Here is a 22,413-nt window from a genome sequence, read left to right as displayed (position 1 = left end):
CGCCAGTCGCACTTGCGTTACCGGGAACGATAGGGTCAAATGGCGGTGCCATCGTTTAGGGACGGACACGAGCGCCGGCTCCTCGACCGACAAGGCCAGCAAGCCAAAATCAGTGAGAGAGAGGAGACGACATGGGTAACGCTCGTGTCCAGAAAGTTGGGCTGTTCCGATGACGGTCGGTTCGGTGATTATCGTCGGCGCGGGCCATGGTGGCTACCAGGTCGCCGCGTCGCTGCGTCAGTCCGGCTTTGCCGGTCGCGTCTGCCTGATCAATGACGAGGCACATCTACCCTATCAGCGGCCGCCTCTGTCAAAGGCCTATATCAAGGGCTCGGCCGGCCCTGAAAGCCTGATGTTCCGGCCGGAGAAGTTTTACCAGGATCAGAAGATCGAGTTGATTGCAGGCCGCGCGACCTCGATCGACCGCGCCGGGCGCAAGGTTCATCTCGCCTCCGGCGACACGCTCGATTACGGCCACCTCGTGCTGGCGACGGGCGCGCGCAACCGGCTGCTCGATCTGCCCAACGCCAACCTGCCCGACGTCAAATACCTGCGCATCCTCGATGAGAGCGGGGCGCTGCGAAAGATCATCCCGTCGAAGACACGGGTCGTGGTGATCGGCGCGGGCTTCATTGGACTCGAATTCGCGTCGACCGCCCGGATCAAGGGCCTCGAGGTCGACGTGCTCGAGCTCGCGCCGCGCGTGATGGCGCGCGCGGTGACGGCGGAGGTCTCGGAGTATTTCCAGGAGCGCCATCGCGAAGCCGGCATCCGCATTCATCTCGGCGTGCAGGCGACCAGCATCGAAGCCGACGGCGGCAAGGTCACCGGCGTCTCCTTGAGCGACGGCCGTCATCTGCCGGCGGACCTCGTCGTGGTCGGCGTCGGCGTGCTGCCGAATATCGAGCTTGCGGCGGAGGCGGGGCTGCCGGTCGCTTCCGGCATTATCGTCGACGAATATCTCCTGACGGCCGATCCGAACATCTCGGCGGTCGGCGATTGTGCGTTGTTCGCCAGCCCACGCTTCGGCGGCTCGCTGCGGCTGGAGTCGGTGCAGAACGCGACCGACCACGCGCGTTGCGTGGCGGCGCGGCTGACAGGCGACAGGAAGGTCTATGATGGCCAGCCCTGGTTCTGGAGCGACCAGGGCGATGACAAGCTGCAGATTGCGGGGCTGACCACGGGGTACGACCGCGTCGTGCTGCGTGGCGATCCCACGAAGAAAGTGTTCTCGGCTTTCTGCTACAAGGGCGACAAGCTGCTCGGCATCGAATCCATCAACCGCGCCGGCGATCACATGTTCGGCCGCCGCCTGCTCGGCATGGACCGCTCGCTCGCGCCCGAGAAGGCCGTGGACGAAAGGTTCGATCTGAAGAGCGCGCTGGCTTGATCAGGGTCCGTTGAGGACGGCGGAAACTTCTTCCGCCGTCGGCATCGAGGGGCCGGCGCCCATGCGCTGCACGGAGATCGAGGCGGCGGCATTGGCAAAGGCAAGCGCGTCGCGCAGGACTGCGCCGCCTGCAAGCAGCGCGGCAAGCGCGCCGACGAAGCAATCGCCGGCGCCGGTTGTGTCGACCGCCTTCACTGCGCGGCCCCGTACGATCAGCTCTTCGCTGCCGGCGAGCGCGACGACACCACGCTTGCCGAGCGTGATGCAGATGGTCTGATCCGAGCTCACTTGAAGCCGCCGCGCCGCATCTAGGATCCGCGCGACGTCATCGCTATCGGACAACGCCACGTCGGCGAGCAGGCCAAGCTCGGTCTCGTTCAGCACGAGGACGTCGACCAGCTCGAGCAGGTCGCGGCCGAATTTCTGTGCCGGTGCCGGGTTGAGCATCGTCCTCGCCTGCGCCGCACGGGCGCGCCGGAAAAAGGCGGCAATCGTGGGTAGCGGAATCTCGAACTGGCTGACCGCGACATCGCCCTTCACCAGCGGCGCGACACCGACGTCCTCGGCGCTGACCAGTGCGTTGGTACCGGGAATGACGACGATGGTATTGTCGGCCTCAGCGACGGTGATGATGGCGGTGCCGGTATGGGCCCCCGCCGTCTCCTGGACATAGCCGAGATCGATGCCTTGACCTTCGAGGAACGCCTTCAGCTCCGTGCCGAAGGAGTCCTTGCCGAGCCGGCCGATCAGTGTGGTCCGCGCGCCGAGCCTTGAGGCTGCGACCGCCTGGTTGGCACCCTTGCCTCCGGGGAAGTAAAGCACCTCTTTGCCGGCGACGGTCTCGCCGACCCTCGGATGGCGATCGGCGGTCGCCACCACATCCATGTTGATGCTGCCGGCGACGAAAACGCGCCCCATCTGAACCCCCTAGAGCATGATCCGGACTCGCAGGGCCGCATTAGCGAACTGTGCAGCGGCTTTCCGAAAAGATCATGCTGAACAAAAAAACTAGACCCTGACCTCGAATTCCTGCCTGACTTTGGCGATGTCGACAAGGGTCGGCAGTCCGGCCTCATTGCCGAGGCGCTGGATCTTGTGGGTCGAGGCGGCGCGGGCGAAGTCGAAATGCTCGCGCCAGGTTTTGCCGGGGTGGGCGAGGTAGGAATAGATGTAGGCGCCGTGGAACACGTCGCCGGCGCCGTTGGTGTCGATCACGCGCTCGCGCGGGATCGGCATCGCGGGCATGATGTCGACCGCTCCGGTCTCGTTGTACCAGAGCAGGCCTTTCTCACCCATGGTGACGCCGCCGATCTTGCAGCCGCGACTCTTGAGATAATCGAGCATCTTGTCCGGCGTCAGATCCATCTGCTCGCACAGTCGCTCCGCGACGATCGCAACATCGATGAATTCCAGGAGCTCATGCGTGTTGGTGCGCAGGCCGCCGCCGTCGAGCGAGGTCAAAATGCCGGCCTCACGGCACACCTTGGCGTAGTGGATCGCAGCATCCGGTTGGTGGCCATCGATATGCAGCGCTCGGCAGCTGCCGAGATTGAGGATCGGGAAGGGATGGATGTGGTGATCGTCGCGACAGCGAACGATCGCCCGCTTGCCGTCCTTGGGCATGATGAAGGACAGCGAGGACTGGTTGACCTTCCGGTTGTGCAGCGAGATCGCGTATTTGGCGCACATGTCCTGGAACATGCGGCCAAGCCAGTCGTTCGCGACGGTCGCGATCAGGTCGGGCACGATTCCCAGCTTGGCGCAGCAGAAAGCTGCCGTCACCGCATTGCCGCCGAAAGAGACCGCGTAGGCGTCCGCCACGTGCTTCTCGTCGCCGGTCGGCATGTGGTCGGTAATGAAGGTGACGTCGATATAGGTCTGTCCGATAAAGAGAGCCTGCATTGGTTGTCCGTGATGCGCTGGGTGGTCCCGGCCGGCGGCATTACATTAGCACCGCTTCCGCGGATGGAACGCGGAATTTATTCGCAAAGGCACCGCCCTCAGCGCTTGAGGTGAGCATAGGCCCGGAATACGACCATCACCGGGCAATGCCAAGCCCGGACAAATGCCGAATTTCGACCCGTGTTCCGGGTCGATCAAATAGGGGGGAACATGATCACCGGCCTCGATCACGTGGTCGCCCTGGTCAGCGATATCGCCGCCGCCAGGGCTGCCTATCAGACCCTGCTGGCACGGGCACCGGCCTGGCAGAACTCCGCAGACGGCACCGACCGCGTGCTGTTCACCCTCGACAACATGACGCTGGAATTGATGGCGCCGAGCGGTTTCGGCGTCACCGCCGATCGGATACGCGCGTTGCTGGATGACCGTGAGGGCATGCTCGCAAGCCTGTGCTTCCGCGTCGCAGACATTGGCAAGATGTACCGGCGGCTCGACCGGGTGGCGCTGAAGCCGGAGGCGGTCGCGGAGGTCGAGAGCCGCGACCACGGGAGCGGCGCGGTGCTGCACTGGAAGCGCACCCGCACACCCACCGAACTCACGCGCGGCGTGCGCATGTTCTTTCTCGAGCTCGCCGAGCAGCGCCCGATCTCTGGTGTGACCGACGTCGGCCCGATCGAAGGGCTCGACCACGTCGTGGTCGCGACCGAGGATTCCGAGCGTGCCGCGGCGCTCTATGGCGCCCGGCTCGGACTCGACCTGGCGCTCGACCGCTCGCATCACGACTGGGGCCAGCTGATGTTCTTCCGCTGCGGCGATCTCATCGTCGAGGTGGTGCGCCGGCCGGTCGCGGGCGGCGACCTGACCCACGACCGGCTCTGGGGCCTGAGCTGGCGCGTCGCCGACATCGAAGCGACCCGCGCCCGCCTGATCGCCGCGGGCGTCGACGTCAGCGAGGTGCGCAACGGCCGAAAGCCGGGCACGCGGGTGATGACGGTGCGCTCAGGCACCTGCGGCATCCAGACGATCCTCCTCGAGCGAGCACCGAAGCCGGCAGCGTGATCGCTCGCATTCTCAAACCTTCTCGCGCATGATAATGCAATCGGGACAAGCATTGGCGGGCAACCGGTTTGGCGAAGGCAAAACGAACTCTCAAATGGCAGCGCGACCCGGAAGGGATGCGGCTTCGCATCCTTGAAGCCGCCAAGCAGGAGTTTTCGGCCCATGGCCTTGCGGGTGCCCGCGTCGACCGCATCGCGGCCAAAGCCGGCGCCAACAAGCGCATGCTGTACTACCACGTCGGCAAGAAGGACGAACTTTATCTCGCCGTGCTCGAGGGCGCTTATGAGAAGATACGCAACGAGGAGCGGGGGCTCGATCTCGAGCATCTGGATCCGCCCGAGGCCATCAAGCGGCTGATCGAGTTCACCTGGAATTACTTTCTCCAAAATCCCGAGTTCCTGTCGCTGCTCCAGACCGAGAACCTTGCGCGCGCAAAACATCTGAAGCGCTCGACCAAGGTCAAGTCGATGCATTCGCCCTTCGTCGAGATGATCCGTACCGTGGTCCGCCGCGGCGTCGAGAGCGGTGACTTCCAGGTCGCGGTCGATCCGGTGCAGCTCTACATTTCGATTGCGGCGCTCACCTTCTTCTATCTCTCCAACAGCGCGACGCTGAGCGTGATCTTCGGCCGCGACCTGCTGGCGAAAGACGCCAAGGAGGAGCGGCTTGCGCATATGGTCGGTCTCGTGCTGGCGGCGCTGACTGGGCGCTCGGCGGAATTGTTCGACATGGTCAAGGCGGCGAAGCCGCGCATCCGGCAGCATCAACCGGTCTAGCTGGCGCTGTTTCGCGGCCGACAAAAAAACATCTTCCGTAGCCCGGATGGAGCGTAGCGTAATCCGGGACATCAGCGGGCGCCAACCCCGGATTTCGCTTCGCTTCATCCGGGCTACGAGAGCCAGCCGCTCCGTTTCCCTCGCAGCACCCGACGCGACGGCAAACCAAAACCTCGAAAACAACCCCATGCAAAGTAGCCGGCAGCCGCCGGCCCAATGCCTCGCGCATTTCGCGAAGCTTTTGACATGGCGGGCAAATCAGCGGCGCGAGGCCATCACCGACGTACCGTTCGACCCATCCTGGGTACCGCTTCCATAACCCCAGCCGTTATCGCCCGCGAATGCGAATGCGGGCGATCCAGTATTCCAGAGGCAGTGCGAGGATACAGCGTACTGGATTCCCCGCTTTCGCGGGGAATGACAACTGAAAGTGCGGCGCGACTGTTCCGCGATCTGAACAAAGAAGCGGGAACAGCCACAAAACGCCGCAGAGGAAAGCGCTGGACAGTATTTATCCAACGAGTTAATTTCTCCCAAGAACGAAAAAGAAGACCGGGAGTGAGATGTGGCGGAGGCCAAACCGCAAAGCGCGCTTTCGAAGTTGCTGAACGCGGCCTGGGTGCGGCCGTTCCTGTTCCTGGTCTTCATTGTCGTTGCCTGGGATCTCGCGATCCGGCTGTTCAAGATTCCCGCCTACCAGATTCCGGCGCCGGCCGACGTCGTCGCAGTGCTGCGCACCGACTGGCCGGAACTGTTGCGGCAGTGCTGGCCGACGACCTATGCGACGGTTTGCGGTTTCCTCCTGTCCGCGCTGTTCGGCATCCCGGTGGCGATGCTGATCGCGGGCTCGAGGACGGTGGAGAGCTACGTCTATCCGCTCTTGGTGTTCTCGCAGTCCGTGCCGAAGATCGCGATCGCGCCGCTGTTCGTGGTCTGGTTCGGCTTCGGCATCATTCCAAAAGTGATTTCCGCTTTCCTGCTCGGCTTCTTCCCCGTGGTGGTTTCTGCCGTGCAAGGCTTCAAGTCGGTCGATCCCGATATGGTCGATCTCGCCCGCGCCATGCAGGGCAGCCGCTTCCAGGTGTTCCGCGCGGTGAACCTGCCGCATGCGCTGCCGGCAATCTTCTCCGGCCTGAAAGTCTCGGTGACGCTCGCGGTGGTCGGCGCGGTGGTCGGCGAGTTCGTCGGTTCCAATTCCGGCATCGGCTACGTCATGCAGCGCTCAATCGGAACGTTCGACCTGCCGACGATGTTCGCGGCGCTGGTGATCCTGGCGCTGCTCGGCGTGGTGCTGTTCTGGATCGTCGACCGGATCGAGCGCCTCGTCATTCCCTGGCATGTCAGCCAGCGCGAGGACGTCATTTTCGCCTCATGAGCCAACCAACGGCCAGCAACGGCCGAAGCCAAAAAAAAGGAAATGGGAGGAGTAGCGATGAAGCGGTTGATAGGAGCTGTCTCGGTGGCGCTGATGGTGCTCGGCGTCGCGCCGGCGCAGGCCGCTGACAAGGTCGTGCTGATGCTCAACTGGTACGTCTATGGCGAGCACGCGCCGTTCTATTACGGTAAGGCCAAAGGCATCTATGCCGCCGAAGGCATCGACCTCGAGATCCAGGAAGGCCGCGGCTCGGCTGCAACGACACAGGCCGTTGCGGCCAAGACCGCCGACTTTGGCTATGTCGACGTCCCCACCATGATGCGTGCCGCGATCAAGGGCGCGCCCGTGATCGCAGCCGGCGTGCTGCTCCAGACCAGCCCGATGTCGGCAATGGGTTTCGTCGACAAGAACATCAGGAAGCCTGAGGACATCAAGGGCAAGACGGTGGCGATCACGCCCGCGGACTCGATGACGCAGATCTGGCCGCTGTTCCTGAAGAAGACGGGCCTGAAGGAGAGCGACTTCCAGACCGTTGCCGGTGACGGCCAGACCAAGCTCAACGCCGTCATCAACGGCCAGGCCGATCTCCTTCTCGGCTACGTCATGGACCAGTCGATGAAGATCAAGGATGCGACCGGCAAGGATGTCTATCCGATCAAGTTTGCCGACTACGGCATCAACATGGTCTCCTCGGGCATCATCGCCAACGCGGACTACGTGAAGGCCAATGCCGATCTCGTCCGCCGCTTCATGTCGGCAACGACCAAGGCAGTGGAAGCAGCCGAGAAGGACCCGAAGGCGGCCGCACAGTCGATCCTCGACGCCAATCCGAAGGGCGGCAAGATCGATACGCTGACGCAGGGCTTCGAGCTGACCATTCCGCTCTACCGCACGCCGGAGACGAAGAACAAGCGCCCGTTCGAGGTCACCGACCAGAACATGACCGATACGGTCAACCTGATGGTCGAATATGGCGGTCTCGACGCCAAGGCCAAGGCGAACCCGAAGGCGTTCTACACCAACGATTACCTGCCGAAGGGCGACTGATGAAATCGGCGGCCAGACCAAGCAACGCCGTGCAGCCGGCCGCCCATCTCAGGCTGGTGAGCGACCGGGCCGACAGCGACACGTCGGGCATTACGCTGTCCGGCGTGTCCAAAACCTACAAATCGCGCGACGGCGACGTGCCGTCGCTCAAACCGCTCGATTTCCATATCAATGAGGGCGAATTCTTCGTCGTGGTCGGCCCGTCCGGCTGCGGCAAGTCCACGCTGCTCAAGATGATCTCCGGGCTCTTGCCGCCGTCGAGCGGCGAGATACTGGTCGACGGCGAGACGGTAACGAGGCCGCACGGCAATGTCGGTATCGTCTTCCAGAACGCGCTGCTCCTCCCTTGGCGCAACATCCTCTCCAACGTGATGCTGCCGATCGACATGCAGCGGATGCCACGGGACCAGTATCTCGTCCGCGCCAAGCAGCTCTTGAAGCTGGTCGGCCTCGAAGGCTTCGAGAAGAAGCTGCCCTGGCAGCTCTCAGGCGGCATGCAGCAGCGCGCCTCGATCTGCCGCGCGCTGGTGCACGATCCCAAGATCATGCTGATGGACGAGCCGTTCGGCGCGCTCGATGCGCTGACGCGCGAGCGCATGAATGTCGAGCTGATGCGGATCCAGCGCGAAACCGGCAAGACGGTGCTGCTGATTACGCATTCGATTCCGGAGGCCGTGTTCCTCGCCGATCGCGTCCTGGTCATGACCGAGCGGCCCGGCGCCATCGCGGCGATCTACGAGGTGCCGCTGCCGCGCCCGCGCTCACTCGACGTCATGGCAGATCCGATCTTCACTGAGCTCGTGCAGCGGATCCGCAAGCATTTCTTCACGCAGGGGGCACTGGATTAAGGCAATGCGATTGGTTTCGGCCGCTACCAAGAAGACGGTGCGCTCCTTCCCCCGCCTGCGGGGGAGGGTTGGGGAGAGGGTGTCTCCACGATGGGACAATCCCCAAGAGGAAAGAACCCTCACCCGGCGCTACGCGCCGACCTCTCCCGCAAGCGGGAGAGGCGCGTCGCCCGCGGCTATACCGCTCGCCTCAAGTTCACTTCGCTTCGTTGTAACACCATGCCCCCGCGCCTGAAGCTGCGAGACATCGCATTCTTCGAACGTCCCGTGCGTTTTGCGAGGTCGTTCCGCTTTGGCGCGATTACGATCAACGCAACGCCCCAGCTCTTCGTCCGAGCCGAGATCGAGGTCGAGGGCAGAGGCGTTGCGGTCGGCGCCAGCGCCGAGCTGCTGGTGCCGAAATGGTTCGACAAGCGGCCGGATCGCTCGCCGGCACAGACCGTCGATGACCTCCGGCGTTCGCTTGGGATCGCGCGAGGGCTCTATCTGGCGCAATCGGGGTTCCATACCGCATTCGGCCTGCACGCCGCCTGTATCGGTGCGCATGTTGCCGCCTGCGCGAAAAGCGATATCCCAGCGCTTGCGGCTGCCTACGGCCCCGCCGAGATCGACAAGGCCGTTCTCGATGCGCTGCTGCGGGCGGTCGGGACAAGTTTCTTCGATGGCATGACCGAGAACATCGCCGGTGTCGATGCCCGGCTTGCGCCCGATCTGGTCCGCGCCGACATCGCAAAATTCCTCGGCGACCGTAAGCCGCTGGCGCGGGTCGCGGTCAGGCATACGGTTGGTCTCGACGACGCCATCGAAGGGAAGGGCGGCGTCGCCGATGCGCAGGAAAACGGCGGGGCGCGCCATTTCAAGCTCAAGCTTTCCGGTGATCCGCAAGATGATGCGAAGCGGCTGGCGCGCATCGGCGCCGAGCTTCGGACGCTCGGGCATGACTACATGGTTTCGCTCGACGCCAACGAACAATACGCCGATCCCGCCACGCTGCGCGTTCTGATTGATCGGCTCGACCGCGACGCAGCGCTGCGGCCGATCGCGGCACGACTGCTCTACATCGAGCAGCCGATGCCCCGCGATATCACCCGGCAAACGCCGCTCGGCTCGCTCGCGGCACGCAGCTTCATCATCGATGAGGCCGACGATACCTACGATGCGTTCCCCGCGGCGCGGGCGCTGGGCTATCACGGTATTTCGTCGAAATCCTGCAAGGGCCTCTACAAGTCGATCATCAACGCGACACGTGCGGCGAAGTGGAGCGCGGGCCGGGAGAGGTTCTTCATCACCAGCGAGGATCTGACCTGCCAGGCGGGCCTGGCACTGCAGCAGGATCTCGCCCTCGGCGCGTTCATCGGCATTGCCCATGCCGAGCGCAACGGCCATCACTATGTCGACGGCTTCGGCGATGCGCCCTCGGCCGAGGCAAGAGCGTTCGCTGCCGCGCATCCCGATCTCTATGCCGACGCTGGACAGGGCATCCGCCTTTCCATTCACGACGGCGATCTTTGCACGGGATCGCTCGTCACACCGGCCTTTGCGACGTCGGTCCATCCGGACTGGTCGGCGCTGGCACCGCTCAAAGAGCCAGGATCACTTCAGGAGCAATTGGCATGACCACGCAACGCCTCGGCCTCATCATGAACGGCGTCACCGGCCGCATGGGGCTCAACCAGCATCTGATCCGCTCGATCGTCGCGATCCGCGACCAGGGCGGCGTCAAGCTGAAGAACGGCGATCGCGTGATGCCCGACCCGATCCTGGTCGGCCGCAGCGTCGACAAGGTCGAGCGGCTGGCCAAACAGTTCAACATCGCGCGCTGGACCACCGATCTCGATGCGGCGCTCGCCGACAAGAACGACAGCGTGTTCTTCGACGCCGCGACCACGCAGGCGAGGCCGAACCTGCTGACTCGCGCCATCAACGCCGGCAAGCACGTCTATTGCGAGAAGCCGATTGCGACCAGCTTCGAGGAAGCTGTCGAAGTGGTGCGGCTCGCGAACGCGAAAGGCGTCAAGCACGGCACGGTGCAGGACAAGCTGTTCCTGCCAGGATTGAAGAAGCTCGCGTTCCTGCGCGATTCCGGATTCTTCGGCCGCATCCTCTCGGTGCGCGGCGAGTTCGGCTATTGGGTGTTCGAAGGCGGCTGGCAGGAGGCCCAGCGGCCATCCTGGAACTATCGCAATGAGGATGGTGGCGGTATCATCCTGGACATGGTCTGCCACTGGCGTTACGTGCTCGACAATCTCTTTGGTGACGTCGAGAGCGTGGTCTGCATCGGCAATACCGACATTCCCGAGCGCTATGACGAGCAGGGGCAGAAGTACAAGGCGACGGCCGATGATTCAGCTTACGCCACCTTCCAGCTCAAGGGCGGCATCATCGCCCATATCAACATGTCCTGGGTGACGCGCGTCTATCGCGATGACCTCGTCACCTTCCAGGTCGACGGCACGCTTGGCTCTGCGGTGGCGGGCCTCTCCGACTGCGTGATCCAGGCGCGGCAGGCGACGCCCCGGCCGGTGTGGAATCCCGACGAGAAACGCCTGCACGATTTCTACGGCGACTGGCAGAAGCTGCCGGACAACGTCTCCTACGACAACGGCTTCAAGGAGCAGTGGGAGATGTACATCCGGCACGTCTGCGAGGATGCGCCGTACAAGTTCACGCTGCTCGAAGGCGCCAAGGGCGTACAGCTCGCCGAATGTGCGCTGAAGAGCTGGAAGGAGCGGCGCTGGATCGACGTCGCGCCGATCAAACTCTGAGGAGGGAGCCATGAACAAGCCAGTCCCGCCGATGTCGTCATTGTCGCTCAAGTTGCCCAGGGCGGATCGTTCGATCGAGACCTATCGGCTCGCCGCCTCGCGCAGCTTCCCCGCAAAGCTCGAGGGCACTCTGAACCGCGTTGCGTTCTCGGCCGCACACATGGTGGCCGATCCGCTCGCCGACAACGATCCCTGGCTCTCCGCCGCTATCGACTGGGACAAGACCATTGCCTTCCGCGAGCACGTCTGGGATCTCGGCCTTGGTGTTGCCGAAGCCATGGACACCGCACAGCGCGGCATGGGGCTGGACTGGCCGACATCGCTGGAATTGATTACGCGCTCCGTCGCGGCCGCAAAGAGGCGTAACGCGCTGGTGTTCTCGGGGGCAGGCACCGATCACCTCGCGGTCGAGGACGCCAAAAGCCTCGACGATGTGATCCGCGCCTATGAAGATCAGATTGCGGCGGTCGAGAAGGTCGGCGGCCGCATCATCTTGATGGCTTCGCGGGCGCTTGCAAAACTCGGCCGCAATGCCGACGACTACGCCAAGGTCTATGACCGGGTGCTGTCGCAAGTCCGCGAGCCCGTCATCATCCATTGGCTCGGCGACATGTTCGATCCGGCGCTCACCGGATATTGGGGCACCAGGGATCTGGACAAGGCGATGGACACCGCCGTCGCCATCATCAAAGGCAATGCCCTCAAGGTCGATGGCGTCAAAGTCTCGCTGCTCGACAAGCAGCGCGAGATCGACATGCGCCGTCGCCTCGACAAGCGCATCAAGATGTATACCGGCGATGATTTCAACTATGCGGAACTGATCGCCGGCGATGAACAGGGCTTTTCGCACGCACTGCTCGGCATCTTCGATGCCATCGCGCCTGCGGCCTCTTATGCGCTGTCGCGGCTGGCGGTCGGCGATGAGGCCGGCTTCCACGATGTGCTTGGGCCGACGGTGCCGCTGTCGCGCCACATCTTCAAGGCGCCGACTCGCTTCTACAAGACCGGCGTGGTGTTCATGGCCTATCTGAATGGCCATCAGGATCATTTCACCATGGTCGACGGACAGGAGAGCGCGCGCTCGACGCTGCATCTGGCAGAACTGTTCCGGCTCGCCGACCAAGCCGGGCTGCTCGCCAATCCGGAAGCCGCGACACAGCGGATGAAGACAGTAATGGCTTGGCGCGGAATCGAGGCCTGATGCGCGATTTCTCTTCCGATCATCGCTGGCTGTCGCTGAACACGGCGACGGTCCGCAGGCAGGGCGATCTCGTCGCCATCATCGAGGCCTGCGCGCGGCACGGCATCCGCGCCATCGATCCCTGGCGCGATCAGGTCGCAGCCGTCGGGCTCGATCGTGCCGTCCGCGCGGTGCGCGACGCCGGGCTGGAGCTTTCAGGCTATTGCCGCGGCGGCATGTTCACGTCTGACGCTGCGCGCCGCACGGAGGTGCGCGACGACAATCGCCGCTGCGTGGACGAAGCCAAGGCGCTCGGCGCCTCCTGCATCGTGCTGGTCGTCGGCGGTCTGCCGCAATATTCACGGCCGGGCAGTGGCGCCTCGAAAGATATCGTCGCAGCGCGTGCGCAGGTTGAGGATGCTCTCGCTGAAATGCTCGATTACGCCAGACAAGCGGAATTGCCGCTTGCGATCGAGCCCTTGCATCCGGCCTATGCCGCGGACCGCGCCTGTGTGAACACGACGAAGCAGACGCTCGACATCTGCGATCGGCTCGACCCGGGCCGTAGCGGCATGCTGGGCGTTGCGCTCGACGTCTATCACATCTGGTGGGATCCGGAGCTGCTGGCCCAGATCGCGCGCGCGGGCCAAGACCGCCTGCTGGCGTTCCACGTCTGCGACTGGCTGGTGCCGACCAGGGACATCCTCAACGACCGCGGCATGATGGGCGACGGCGTCATCGACATCAAATCTGTGCGTGCCGCAGTCGAGGCCCAGGGCTATGCCGGCTATTCCGAGATCGAGATCTTCTCCAATGACTGGTGGGACAAGCCGATGGATGAGGTGCTGCGCACCTGCATCGAACGGCACCGGAGCGTGGTTTAAGGCGCGATGGGTTTTGGTTGAATCGATTGGACTCGGGCCTGCTTAACCTCTCCCGCTTGCGGGAGAGGTCGGCGCGTAGCGCCGGGTGAGGGCTCTCTCCGCTTGGGGCTTGTCCACTGTGGAGACACCCTCTCCCCAGCCCTCCCCCGCAGGCGGGGGAGCGAGCGCACCTGCTTTGTAGCCGCAATCAAGCCTAATCTCATCACGCTCTAGGGGCTGCCGGCAATCATTGGCTTGCCGTCCGCGGCATCGTGTTGAAGCGCGCCTTCTGCTCGCTGCTCAGCGTCGCATAGAACTCGTCCAACGCGGGCTGCACCCGATTGGCCGCCTCCAGCATGGCTTCGAGCCGCTTCTGCATGGCTTCCAGCCGTCCGACAGGTGTCAGCGGCACTTGATCGGGGCAGGCAGCTTGCAGTGCTTGAACCGCCTGTTTTGTCGCGTCGCTCAGGCGGTCGAGCGCTTCCTTCTGCTTGCCGTCCGGCTGTACCACTGCATCGATGCGTTCGATCGGCAGCTGCGTCAGGCTTGATTTCGGATCGCCGCAGCTCTCGCCCTGGGCATTCGCTTCCTGCTGCGGGGGCTGCTGTGGCGATCGCTCGCCGACATTGGGGCCGAGCGCGTTGAAGTGAGCCTGCTGCTCGTCGCTGAGCGAACCGTAGAACTTCTCGAGCGCCGGGCGAACGATCTTCACCGCTTCGAGCGTGGCGCTGACACGGCTCGTCATCGCGCGCAGGCGGCCGGGTGGCGTCAGCGCATAGGTATCGTTGCAGGATTGCTTGAACTTATCGGCAGCCCGCGCCGCGGCGGTCTTCAGGTCATCCAGCAGGCTGCGCTGCTCGGGCGTCGGCCGGACGGCCTGCGTGATCGACGCGAACGGCCAGGCGGTCACTCCCTTGTCCGGAGCGTCACACAATTGCCGGAGCGCCTGCGGGCTTGCGCTCGAGCCCCGCCGTGCGCGGTAGCTCCCACCGGTTTGCGGATAGTCATACGGGTTGGTGCTGGCATAGGCGGAATAGGCGCCATCCCCGCCCCAGAACACGGTGTCGACGAAGTCGTCGTAGGCATAGGCCCAATAGCCGGGGTCGTACGCGTAGGGCCAGAACGTGTAGTCGAAAATATCGGAATAGGCATACGGCCAGAACACCGGCCCAAGCCACGCCACGAAGGCCGCGGCATGGCGGTGCCGCCATGCCTGCCGGGGAGCCCAGCCGCTCTGCCGTGCGAGGAGCGCCGCCTGGCTTCGGGGATCGGCCTGCTCGCGGAAACGCTCTGCAAATCGCCCGCGCTCGGCGGCCTGCACAGCGGCGGCTCGTCCAACTGCGTTGGGCTCAGGTCCCAACCGTTGCAGGCGCGCCTGATCGCGCTGCTGCATGCCCTGCTCGCGCTGCAGCAGGCGGTTCTGCGTCTGCAGCTGTCGCTGCTGCGTACGTTGCGCCCGCAGGCCTTCCGGCTTCTGCGACTGCAATTGTTGCACGCGCTGTTGCATCCGATCGATTCGGGTTTGACGTTCCGCGCTTTGGCGCGACAGCGTTTCGCGCTGCCGTTGCTGCGCCGTTTGCTGGCGCTGCTGGATCTGCTGCTGATGCTGTTGCGCGCGCTGTTCCATCTGCTCCTGTCGCGATGGCCGCGCGCTCACGGCCGGTGGCGCGCTCGGGCGCGAGGGGGCGGCGATATGCGGCGTCGGCCGCGGGGCCATGGCGGGACGTTGCGGCGCTGCCGGCGGGCGATGGAATTCAGGACGCGGGGCCGCTATGTGCGGGGCTGCTCGCGGCGGCGGCGCAGCGAAGTGCGGGGCCGGACGTGGCGGCGGTGAAGCGAAGTGAGGCGCCGGATGTGGCGCCATCGCTGGTCGCTGCGGCATGGCCGGTGGATGGAACGCCGGCGCGGCAGGGCGTGCCATGGCTGGCGGCGCCGCCGGGTGGGGCATCGCAGGTGGCGCGGTTGGATGGGCAGCCGGTGCCGGCGGTCCACCTCTTCCATGGGGGGCCTGGGCGGACGCACTGAGGCTCGCCGCGATCATCGAGATACTAACCAAAAACGCCGAAAAACAAACGCCACGCGGAAGCATGACCGCAACTCCACGCTCGTTCCACTCGCCCGCAACCATCCAACGCGCAGGTGGCGAAATCGTTCGTTGCCGACTGCCGCCGGCCTTGCGGTGTTGCGACGCAGGCGACCGTCACCCCAGCTCGTTTTCCCTAAGCATTCTGGCCGGGAATGCACGACAAGTTCGAATTCACTCCTTGTCGCGGTGCTCGAGCTCCAGCGTCACCAGCCTCGCCAGCAGGGTTGCAGGATAGAGCTGTCCGAATATGGCCTCGAGATTGCAAAGGCTGCGAACGATGGGATGCACGGGTGCAACGTCGCCGTAGCCGGTCGTCGTCATGGTTGCGAAGCTGAAGTAGATCACCTGGCTTGCCAGCGCCGGACTATCTTGCACTTTCATGCCGGAAAAGGCTTCCGGCACGAGCGACCCGACGAAGGTGAAAAGGGCTGCGAAGATCACGGCGACCGTGAGATAGAGCAGGACGGCGCCGATGACGCGATGAAAATTGATGCGCCCGGGCGCAAAGGTCGCACGCGCCACCGCCCAGGCCATTGTGCTGCCGAGGATGAACCATGAGCCGGCGAAGAGGTTCAGGTCGAGCAGCGAGGGCGAGTGGAATCGCAGGACGGCGCCGATGACGATCATGACGAGTGCGAGCAGCATCGCCGCGACAGCGACCGGGCTCCCCGAGATGATGAAGATGCCGCAAACGAGCAGCAGGGCCAGTACGAGCTCGGACACCTGGAAGGCGAAGATCCCGAGGGCCTGGAGCGGCGAAACGACGAACATCATGACGACGAGAAGTCCCGTCAGTATCGTCAAGAGGGGATCCGCCCAACGCTTACGCAAGCTCTCGATGCTCATGTGAGTCCTCGCCACGCATCAGCCGATCGAGCACGGCACGCTCAGGAAGCCACGGAAGCGGACGCGTCCGCCGCGCAACGGTCGGCCGCGCAAGGTATAGTCCGGGAAGCGCGCCAGGAAACGCGAGATCGCGATCGCGCCTTCCAGCCGCGCCAGCGCCATGCCGGCGCATTGATGCGCACCGGTGGCGAAGGCGAGATGCCGGTTCGGCGTGCGCGCAATGTCGAAGACTTCGGGATCGGGAAATTGCGCGGGATCGCGGTTCGCAGCGCCAATGCACAGCGTGATCGACGTGCCGGCCTCCAGCGTCACGCCGCCGAGCTCGACGGGCTCGGTGGTCATGCGGTTGCCGAGCTGGTTCGAGCTCTCATAGCGCAGCGTCTCCTCGACCGCCGTCTTGATCAGGTCGGGATTCTGGATCAGCCGCTGCCTCTGATCCGGATGGCGGTCGAGTGCCACGAGGCCATTGCCGATCAGATTGGTGGTGGTCTCATGGCCGGCATTGAGCAGGAAGATGCAATTGTGCAGCAGCTCGGTCTCGGTCAACCGCTCGCCGTTATCCTCACCCTGGATCAGGCGCGTCAGCACGTCGCGCTCGGGGGTGCCGGGCTTCTGGCGGCGCCGTGCGACCAGCGTCGCGAGATAGGCGAGGAAATCCTTCACGGCCTTGTTGCCGCGCGCAAAAGCTTCCGGCGAGACGACTGGCTCGAGCGCGCCCAGGATCGCCAGCGACCAGTCGCGCAGCGGCTCGCGCTCGTCATGGGGGACGTCGAGCAGGTTGCCGATCACCTCGATGGGAATGGAGGCGGCGAAGTCGCCGATCAGTTCGCAGTCGCCCTTGGCAGCGATGGCATCGAGCAGCCGGTCGACCAGTGCGATGAGATCACCCTCCATGCTGGCGATGGCGCGCGGCGACAGCGCGCCCATGATCAGGCGCCGCACGCGGGTGTGCGCGGGCGGATCGTTGAAGACGAGGCTCGTGGTGTGGTGCTCGTAGAGCAGGGAGGCGCCGTATTTCGGCGCGAACTCCTTCTTCTTGTCCGAGCTGAATGATCTCGTGTTCTTGTAGGTAGTGACGAGATCGTCATAGCGCGTCAGAAACACCGTGCCGTTCGGCAGGCGCTTGACCGGCTCGTTCTCCCGCAGTGCACGATAGGTCGGGTAGGGGTTGTCGTAGAACTCGGGCGTCAGCCTCTCCAAATCGAAGCTCGCCGCCAGCTCTCTCGCGTGTGCGTTCATCCCGCTATACTCACCGGTTAAAGCCGATATGCCGTTATTGTTCTTCGAACGACGCAAGCGTCCGTCTAGACTTCTTCCGACTTGCTAGCCGACTGGACACCAAAATGCACGCGCGCACTGATGCTGATGCCCCGCCATCGTGGCCTGACGAGATCTTCGCGGTCCTGGAGCGCTTCGAGGTCCGGCAGGTGCCTTATGTGCCCGATGCCGGACACTCTCAACTCATCAAGCGCGTGCTCGCGTCCTCGACCATGCGTGGCATTCCGCTGACGACCGAGGAGGAGGGCGTGGCATTGCTCGCCGGCGCGTGGACCGGCGGACAGCGCGGCGTGCTGCTGATGCAGTCGAGCGGGGTCGGCAATTGCATCAACATGTTGTCGCTGGTGCCGATCTTGCGCTTTCCGTTCCTCACACTGGTGACGATGCGCGGCGAATGGGGCGAGTTCAATCCCTGGCAGGTGCCGATGGGATCGACCACGCAGGGCGTGTTCGAACTCTCCGGCGTCCAGGTGCTGCGTGCATCGCACGCCACCGAAGTGCCGGCCGTGTTGGAGGCCGCCGCGGCGCAGGCCTACAACGCGCTGACGCCGACCGCCGTCCTCCTGTCGCAGCGCCTGATCGGCGCCAAGGTTTTCACCAAATGAGCAAGACCAATCTCCTCGATCGCCGTCAGGTGGTCACTGCGCTGCTTGCGAACCGCAAGGATGTGGTTGCGATCGGCGGCTTAGGGGCCTCCACCAACGACATCAACGCGGCCGGCGACCACGCGCGCAACTTCTATCTTTGGGGCGGCATGGGCGGCGCCGCGATGATCGGCCTGGGGCTGGCGCTGGCCCAGCCAAAACTGCCGGTGCTTGTCATCACCGGCGACGGCGAGATGCTGATGGGGATGGGCAGCCTTGCCACCATCGGCCTGCAGAAGCCCGCCAACCTCTCGATCGTGGTGCTGGACAACGAGCGCTATGGCGAGACGGGTGGCCAGACCAGCCACACCTCGGCGGCTGCCGATCTCGTCGGCATTGCCAAGGCCTGTGACATCAAGGACAGCCGCGCGATCTCCACCATGGCAGAGGTCGAGGCCTTCGCCGCGTCCGTCCACGACATCTCGGCCGGCCCCCGCTTTGCCAATGTGAAGATCGACAGCGCCGAGCTGGAGCGAATCCTGCCCACGCGCGACGGGACCTACATCGTCAACCGGCTGCGCGGCGACCTCGGGTTCCCGCCGATCTAGCTCGCTGCTCGGCCGGTCACTTCCCGTCCAGCTTGCGGACGTGGGCGGCGACGATGAGCACGCCCGACACGATCAGGATGCCGCCGATCGTCTGCACCCATGTCATCCGTTCATCGAGGCCGAGATAGCCGGAGACGACGGTTGCGGCCGGTCCCAGTGCGCTGATCATTGCGACGCGGCTCGCGCCGATACGACGCAGTGCCTCCGCCATCATGAACAGGGGCATCACGGTTGAGAACACCGCCATGGCCAGCACGAGCTCGTAGACGCGAACGGGCAGCACGAGCGCGCTCAACGGCCGCAGCAGCAGGAACTGCATGATGCAATAGATGCTGGCTGCGGCGGTCGCGTAGGCCGTGAAACGGATCGAGCCGAGTCTGGCAACGACTTCGCCGCTGCCGACGAGATAGATCGAGAAGGTGACCGCGCTGAGCATCACGAGCAAAGCCCCCAGCCAGAAGTTTGGGTTCGGCGTGTCGAGCTGGCCGGAAAGCACCAGCGCGACGCCCGCATAGGTGATCAGCAGCGCAACGACTTCGCGCTGAGAAATTCGCTTGCCCAAAACCAGAGCGGAAATGATCACCACGATCGTCGGATACAGGAACAGCAGCAGGCGGCCGATCCCGGCGGCCACGAATTGCAGTCCGAACATGTCGAGAAAGCTCGACAGGTAGTAGCCGATGAAACCAAGCGCCGCGAGGGCCAGCGCGTCGCGTTTTGTGAGCGGGGCCGCAGCAGCCGTGGAACGGCGGTGAAGCGCGAGCGCCGCTGCCAGGAACGGCAGCGAGAAGATCATCCGCAGCGCCAGCAGCGTCACGGGATCGCTCATGTCCTCATAGGCAAGCTTCACGAAGATCGCGCGCAGCGAAAACGCGATCGCCGCGACGGCCGCCAGGCCGACACCGACGAGGTTGTGAGCGGCTGACGTCGGGCGGGCGGTGCTGACTGCACCTGGTATTTCTTCGTTGTCCGTGGCCGCCGTCATCTCTCACTCACTTTCGTTGGGACTCCAATTTGGGATACCAAAAATGGATGGAATGGGATACCAAAAAAGGATACCATTGCTCACGATGGCGAGCGGCAAATCGCGCGCGAAAGGCTGGAGATTTCGGCGTGTCGCAGATGCTGCTGATCCACGATCAGCTCAGGGAGATGATTCTCTCGCTGGACCTCGGGCCCGGCGAGCGTCTGAGTGAGCGCTGGCTGGAAGGTCGCTTCCAGAGCTCGCGCACGCCCATTCGTGCCGCGCTGGCGCGATTGGAGGGCGAGGGGCTGGTGCAGCGGGAGGGGCGGAACTGGACCGTGGCCCCGATCGACCTTGGTGAAATTGAAGCGCTGGCTGAATTCCGCGAACCGCTTGAGGTGACCGCGGTCCAGCTTGCCTGCGCGCGCGCGTCGCTCCCAGATCTCGATGCCATCGAAGAGATGCTCAACGCCTGCCGTCCCGACGTGCCGCGCGAGGAGTGGCACAAAGTCGGCACCGATTTCCACGTCGAGGTCGCCCGCCTCAGCGGCAATAAATTTCTCGTGACGGCAATTGAGGGCGTTATGACCAGACTCTCCCGAGCCCGTTGGCTCGAGGTCTGGACCGAGTCCTCGCGCGAGCAGGCTTGGAGCGAGCATCGGCGCATCCTCGGCTATATTCGCAGCCGGCAACCCGAGGAGGCTGCACGCGAATCCGCTGCACATGTGCGCGATACGCGGGATCGTCTGCTCCGCTCGCTGGACGCGGATCGACGCGGCCTCCGTGCTCGGGGATTTGCGATCGTCGGGGCGCGCTAAAATTCCACCTCACGCAGGTTGCGGTGCAGCAAATGGCTTGACTTTTGCGTGGGTGAGTGCTTACTCACTAACATGAGCTCATTGCGTATGACGAGCGACCTGAGGAGGCAACTCATCCTCGGTGCCGCTAAACGTTGTTTTGCCCGTCACGGGTATACCGGCACCACGACCAAGAGCGTGGCGGCCGCGGCTGCCATTTCCGAGGCGCTGCTGTTCAAGCATTTCCCGTCCAAGGCGGCGCTCTATGCCGAGATCCTCAGCGACGAGTGCGAGGCCGATCCCGCTCTGATGGAGCTGCTGGAACGGGAGCCGTCAACGGCCACCCTGGTCGAGTTGATCCGCGGCATGGTCCAGCATTTCGTCGCGATCGCGGATGGACCGGACCAGGAGGAGGCGCAGCGCCTGCGGCTGATGGTCACTAGCCATCTGGATGATGGCGAATTTGCCCGTCTGCTATATGCCAAGATCGAGCATCTGATCGGAGCCGTTTTCGTCGCCTCGCTGGAGCGCGCGGTCGCCGCTGGTGATGCGAGGCCCTGTGCAACGGCGCCGCTCAACCTGTTCTGGTTCGCGCACCATTCGGTGATGACGGCCGCGCTGACCAGGCTGCCGGCCACGCCTTGCCTCGCCTACAGCAAGGCGGACGATCTGGAGCGGCAGCTCTGTGAGTTTCTCCTGAGAGGTATCGGACTTAACGACGCCGCAATTGCTTCGCATCTGGGCCGCGGTTTGGCGCCGGGTGCCGGTGAAGCGGCGATTGCAGAAAGTGCATGACATGAACATCGTGGCTGAACACAAGATATCGGGCGAACCGATCGACAAGGCACCCAAGCGCCCGGTGAAGCCGGTGCGCTGGTTCATCATTGTCGGTTTGCTGCTCGGCGCACTCGTCGGCGGGCTGGTCTGGTTCAATTCTTTCCGTGGCCAGATGATCAAGCAGTTCTTCGCCAACAACAAGCCGCCGCCGGTGAGCGTCAGCGCGGCTGAGGCGAAGTCCGAGGCGGTGCCGAACCTGTTGACCGCGGTCGGCGAGCTTGCCGCCGTGCATCAGGTCAATGTCACCGCCGACGTCAACGGCCGAGTCACCGAGATCAAGTTCGAGCCGGGCGCGCATGTCGAGGAAGGCACGCCGCTGGTGCAGCTCTTCGACGCGCCGGAGCAGGGTGACCTCGCCAACTTCAAGGCGCAGGCAACCGTCGCACAGCTCTCGCTCGATCGCGCCAAGCAGCTCGCCTCACGCCAGTTCGGGCCGCAGGCGACCGTCGACCAGGCGCAAGCCTCCTACGATCAGGCGATGGCAGGCATCGCCAAGACGGAAGCCTTGATCTCGCAGAAGCTGGTGCGGGCGCCGTTCTCCGGCGATCTCGGCGTGCGCAAGGTCGAGGTAGGCCAATATCTCACCGCGGGCACGGCCATCGTGTCGCTCACGGATCTGTCGGTGCTGTGGGCCAATTTCACCGTGACGGAGAAGGACTCAGGCAATCTCAAGGTCGGCCAGACCGTGCGGCTGAAGGTCGACGCCTATCCGGGCCGCGTCTTCGAGGGCAAGATCACCACCATCGAGCCGCAGATCGCGAGTGACACCCGCAACATCCGCGTGCAGGCGACGATTGCGAATCCGGACAAGATCCTCAAGCCCGGCATGTTCGTGACCACCACCGTCGTGTTGCCCGATAAGCCGCCCGTGATCACCGTTCCGGAGACGTCGGTCGACTACACGCTTTATGGCGACTCGGTGTTCGTCATCACCGAAAAGCAGGGCGAGGACGGCAAGACCAGCCTCTCCGCGGTGCGTACCTTCGTGCAGACCGGCAATCGGGTCGAGGGCCGCGTCGAGATCCTGAAGGGCCTGAAGCCGGGCGACAAGGTCGTCGCCGTCGGCCAGCTCAAGCTGCAATCGGGTGCGGCGGTGGCGATTTCGTCCGATCCGGCGCCGTCCGTTCCGGCGCAGCCGCCGCGCTACTGATTAACGCGCTCGCGTGATCCGGCCTGACGCCGGATCACGCCACTCAAGCCAACGAATT

21 protein-coding genes are annotated in these 22,413 nt (G+C 64.2%); 15 read left to right on the top strand and 6 right to left on the bottom strand.

Annotated features, from left to right (window positions below; translation table 11 throughout):
• Positions 1-169: 169 nt before the first annotated feature.
• Positions 170-1,390, top strand: coding sequence for an NAD(P)/FAD-dependent oxidoreductase (locus Q3C01_RS05975; RefSeq protein ID WP_458144409.1), 1,221 nt, complete (start codon positions 170-172; stop codon positions 1,388-1,390).
• On the opposite strand, the gene rbsK is transcribed toward Q3C01_RS05975, so the two are convergent.
• Positions 1,391-2,308: a ribokinase gene (rbsK, locus tag Q3C01_RS05970; RefSeq protein WP_458144408.1), complete on the bottom strand. Its 918-nt coding sequence runs from the start codon at positions 2,306-2,308 to the stop codon at positions 1,391-1,393.
• A 90-nt stretch (positions 2,309-2,398) separates the two neighbouring features.
• Complete coding sequence (locus Q3C01_RS05965) at positions 2,399-3,292, bottom strand: sugar kinase (protein WP_458144407.1); 894 nt, start codon at positions 3,290-3,292, stop codon at positions 2,399-2,401.
• A 210-nt stretch (positions 3,293-3,502) separates the two neighbouring features.
• Between Q3C01_RS05965 and Q3C01_RS05960 the strand changes: the two genes are divergently transcribed.
• From Q3C01_RS05960 to Q3C01_RS05920, 9 genes are all read left to right on the top strand, one after another.
• Positions 3,503-4,351, top strand: coding sequence for a VOC family protein (locus Q3C01_RS05960; protein ID WP_458144406.1), 849 nt, complete (start codon positions 3,503-3,505; stop codon positions 4,349-4,351).
• Positions 4,352-4,467: 116 nt separating this feature from the next.
• A complete protein-coding gene (locus tag Q3C01_RS05955) occupies positions 4,468-5,127 on the top strand; it encodes a TetR/AcrR family transcriptional regulator (RefSeq protein WP_458144405.1) in 660 nt (219 codons plus the stop codon).
• A 565-nt stretch (positions 5,128-5,692) separates the two neighbouring features.
• A complete protein-coding gene (locus Q3C01_RS05950) occupies positions 5,693-6,502 on the top strand; it encodes an ABC transporter permease (protein ID WP_458144404.1) in 810 nt (269 codons plus the stop codon).
• Positions 6,503-6,559: 57 nt separating this feature from the next.
• A complete protein-coding gene (locus Q3C01_RS05945) occupies positions 6,560-7,549 on the top strand; it encodes an ABC transporter substrate-binding protein (RefSeq protein ID WP_458144403.1) in 990 nt (329 codons plus the stop codon).
• Positions 7,549-8,397: an ABC transporter ATP-binding protein gene (locus Q3C01_RS05940; RefSeq protein WP_458144402.1), complete on the top strand. Its 849-nt coding sequence runs from the start codon at positions 7,549-7,551 to the stop codon at positions 8,395-8,397. Before Q3C01_RS05945 ends, Q3C01_RS05940 begins: the two co-directional genes overlap by 1 nt.
• A gap of 219 nt (positions 8,398-8,616) precedes the next feature.
• A complete protein-coding gene (locus Q3C01_RS05935; protein ID WP_458144401.1) occupies positions 8,617-10,014 on the top strand; it encodes an enolase-like domain-containing protein in 1,398 nt (465 codons plus the stop codon).
• Positions 10,011-11,162: a Gfo/Idh/MocA family protein gene (locus tag Q3C01_RS05930; RefSeq protein WP_458144400.1), complete on the top strand. Its 1,152-nt coding sequence runs from the start codon at positions 10,011-10,013 to the stop codon at positions 11,160-11,162. The genes Q3C01_RS05935 and Q3C01_RS05930 overlap by 4 nt, the downstream gene beginning before the upstream one ends.
• 10 nt (positions 11,163-11,172) lie before the next feature.
• The gene (locus Q3C01_RS05925; protein ID WP_458144399.1) at positions 11,173-12,363 is read left to right on the top strand and encodes a dihydrodipicolinate synthase family protein; all 1,191 of its coding nucleotides are present in this window, start codon (positions 11,173-11,175) and stop codon (positions 12,361-12,363) included.
• Positions 12,363-13,226: a sugar phosphate isomerase/epimerase family protein gene (locus Q3C01_RS05920; RefSeq protein WP_458144398.1), complete on the top strand. Its 864-nt coding sequence runs from the start codon at positions 12,363-12,365 to the stop codon at positions 13,224-13,226. The genes Q3C01_RS05925 and Q3C01_RS05920 overlap by 1 nt, the downstream gene beginning before the upstream one ends.
• Before the next feature lie 226 nt (positions 13,227-13,452).
• Here Q3C01_RS05920 and Q3C01_RS05915 read toward each other — a convergent pair whose 3' ends face one another.
• From Q3C01_RS05915 to Q3C01_RS05905, 3 genes are all read right to left on the bottom strand, one after another.
• A complete protein-coding gene (locus tag Q3C01_RS05915; RefSeq protein WP_458144397.1) occupies positions 13,453-14,832 on the bottom strand; it encodes a Spy/CpxP family protein refolding chaperone in 1,380 nt (459 codons plus the stop codon).
• 630 nt (positions 14,833-15,462) lie between these two features.
• Entirely contained in the window at positions 15,463-16,137 is a 675-nt protein-coding gene (locus Q3C01_RS05910) for an ion channel (RefSeq protein ID WP_458144396.1), read from the bottom strand.
• A gap of 18 nt (positions 16,138-16,155) precedes the next feature.
• Complete coding sequence (locus tag Q3C01_RS05905; RefSeq protein WP_458144395.1) at positions 16,156-17,376, bottom strand: cytochrome P450; 1,221 nt, start codon at positions 17,374-17,376, stop codon at positions 16,156-16,158.
• 104 nt (positions 17,377-17,480) lie between these two features.
• Between Q3C01_RS05905 and Q3C01_RS05900 the strand changes: the two genes are divergently transcribed.
• Positions 17,481-18,020 (top strand): phosphonopyruvate decarboxylase, encoded by a 540-nt coding sequence (locus Q3C01_RS05900; RefSeq protein ID WP_458144394.1) that lies wholly within the window; start codon positions 17,481-17,483, stop codon positions 18,018-18,020.
• Positions 18,017-18,607: a thiamine pyrophosphate-dependent enzyme gene (locus Q3C01_RS05895; protein WP_458144393.1), complete on the top strand. Its 591-nt coding sequence runs from the start codon at positions 18,017-18,019 to the stop codon at positions 18,605-18,607. Before Q3C01_RS05900 ends, Q3C01_RS05895 begins: the two co-directional genes overlap by 4 nt.
• Before the next feature lie 16 nt (positions 18,608-18,623).
• On the opposite strand, the gene Q3C01_RS05890 is transcribed toward Q3C01_RS05895, so the two are convergent.
• Entirely contained in the window at positions 18,624-19,592 is a 969-nt protein-coding gene (locus tag Q3C01_RS05890; protein ID WP_458144392.1) for a DMT family transporter, read from the bottom strand.
• 128 nt (positions 19,593-19,720) lie between these two features.
• On the opposite strand from Q3C01_RS05890, the gene Q3C01_RS05885 reads away from it, so the two are divergent.
• The 3 genes from Q3C01_RS05885 (at position 19,721) to Q3C01_RS05875 (ending at position 22,355) form a co-directional block, all read left to right on the top strand.
• The gene (locus Q3C01_RS05885) at positions 19,721-20,389 is read left to right on the top strand and encodes a GntR family transcriptional regulator (RefSeq protein ID WP_458144391.1); all 669 of its coding nucleotides are present in this window, start codon (positions 19,721-19,723) and stop codon (positions 20,387-20,389) included.
• 87 nt (positions 20,390-20,476) lie between these two features.
• Complete coding sequence (locus Q3C01_RS05880) at positions 20,477-21,163, top strand: TetR/AcrR family transcriptional regulator (protein ID WP_458144390.1); 687 nt, start codon at positions 20,477-20,479, stop codon at positions 21,161-21,163.
• A gap of 1 nt (position 21,164) precedes the next feature.
• Entirely contained in the window at positions 21,165-22,355 is a 1,191-nt protein-coding gene (locus Q3C01_RS05875) for an efflux RND transporter periplasmic adaptor subunit (RefSeq protein ID WP_458144389.1), read from the top strand.
• The last annotated feature ends 58 nt before the right edge of the window (positions 22,356-22,413 follow it).

This window comes from Bradyrhizobium sp. UFLA05-109 (assembly GCF_054185165.1).
This window is presented reverse-complemented; position numbering and strand designations above follow the sequence as displayed.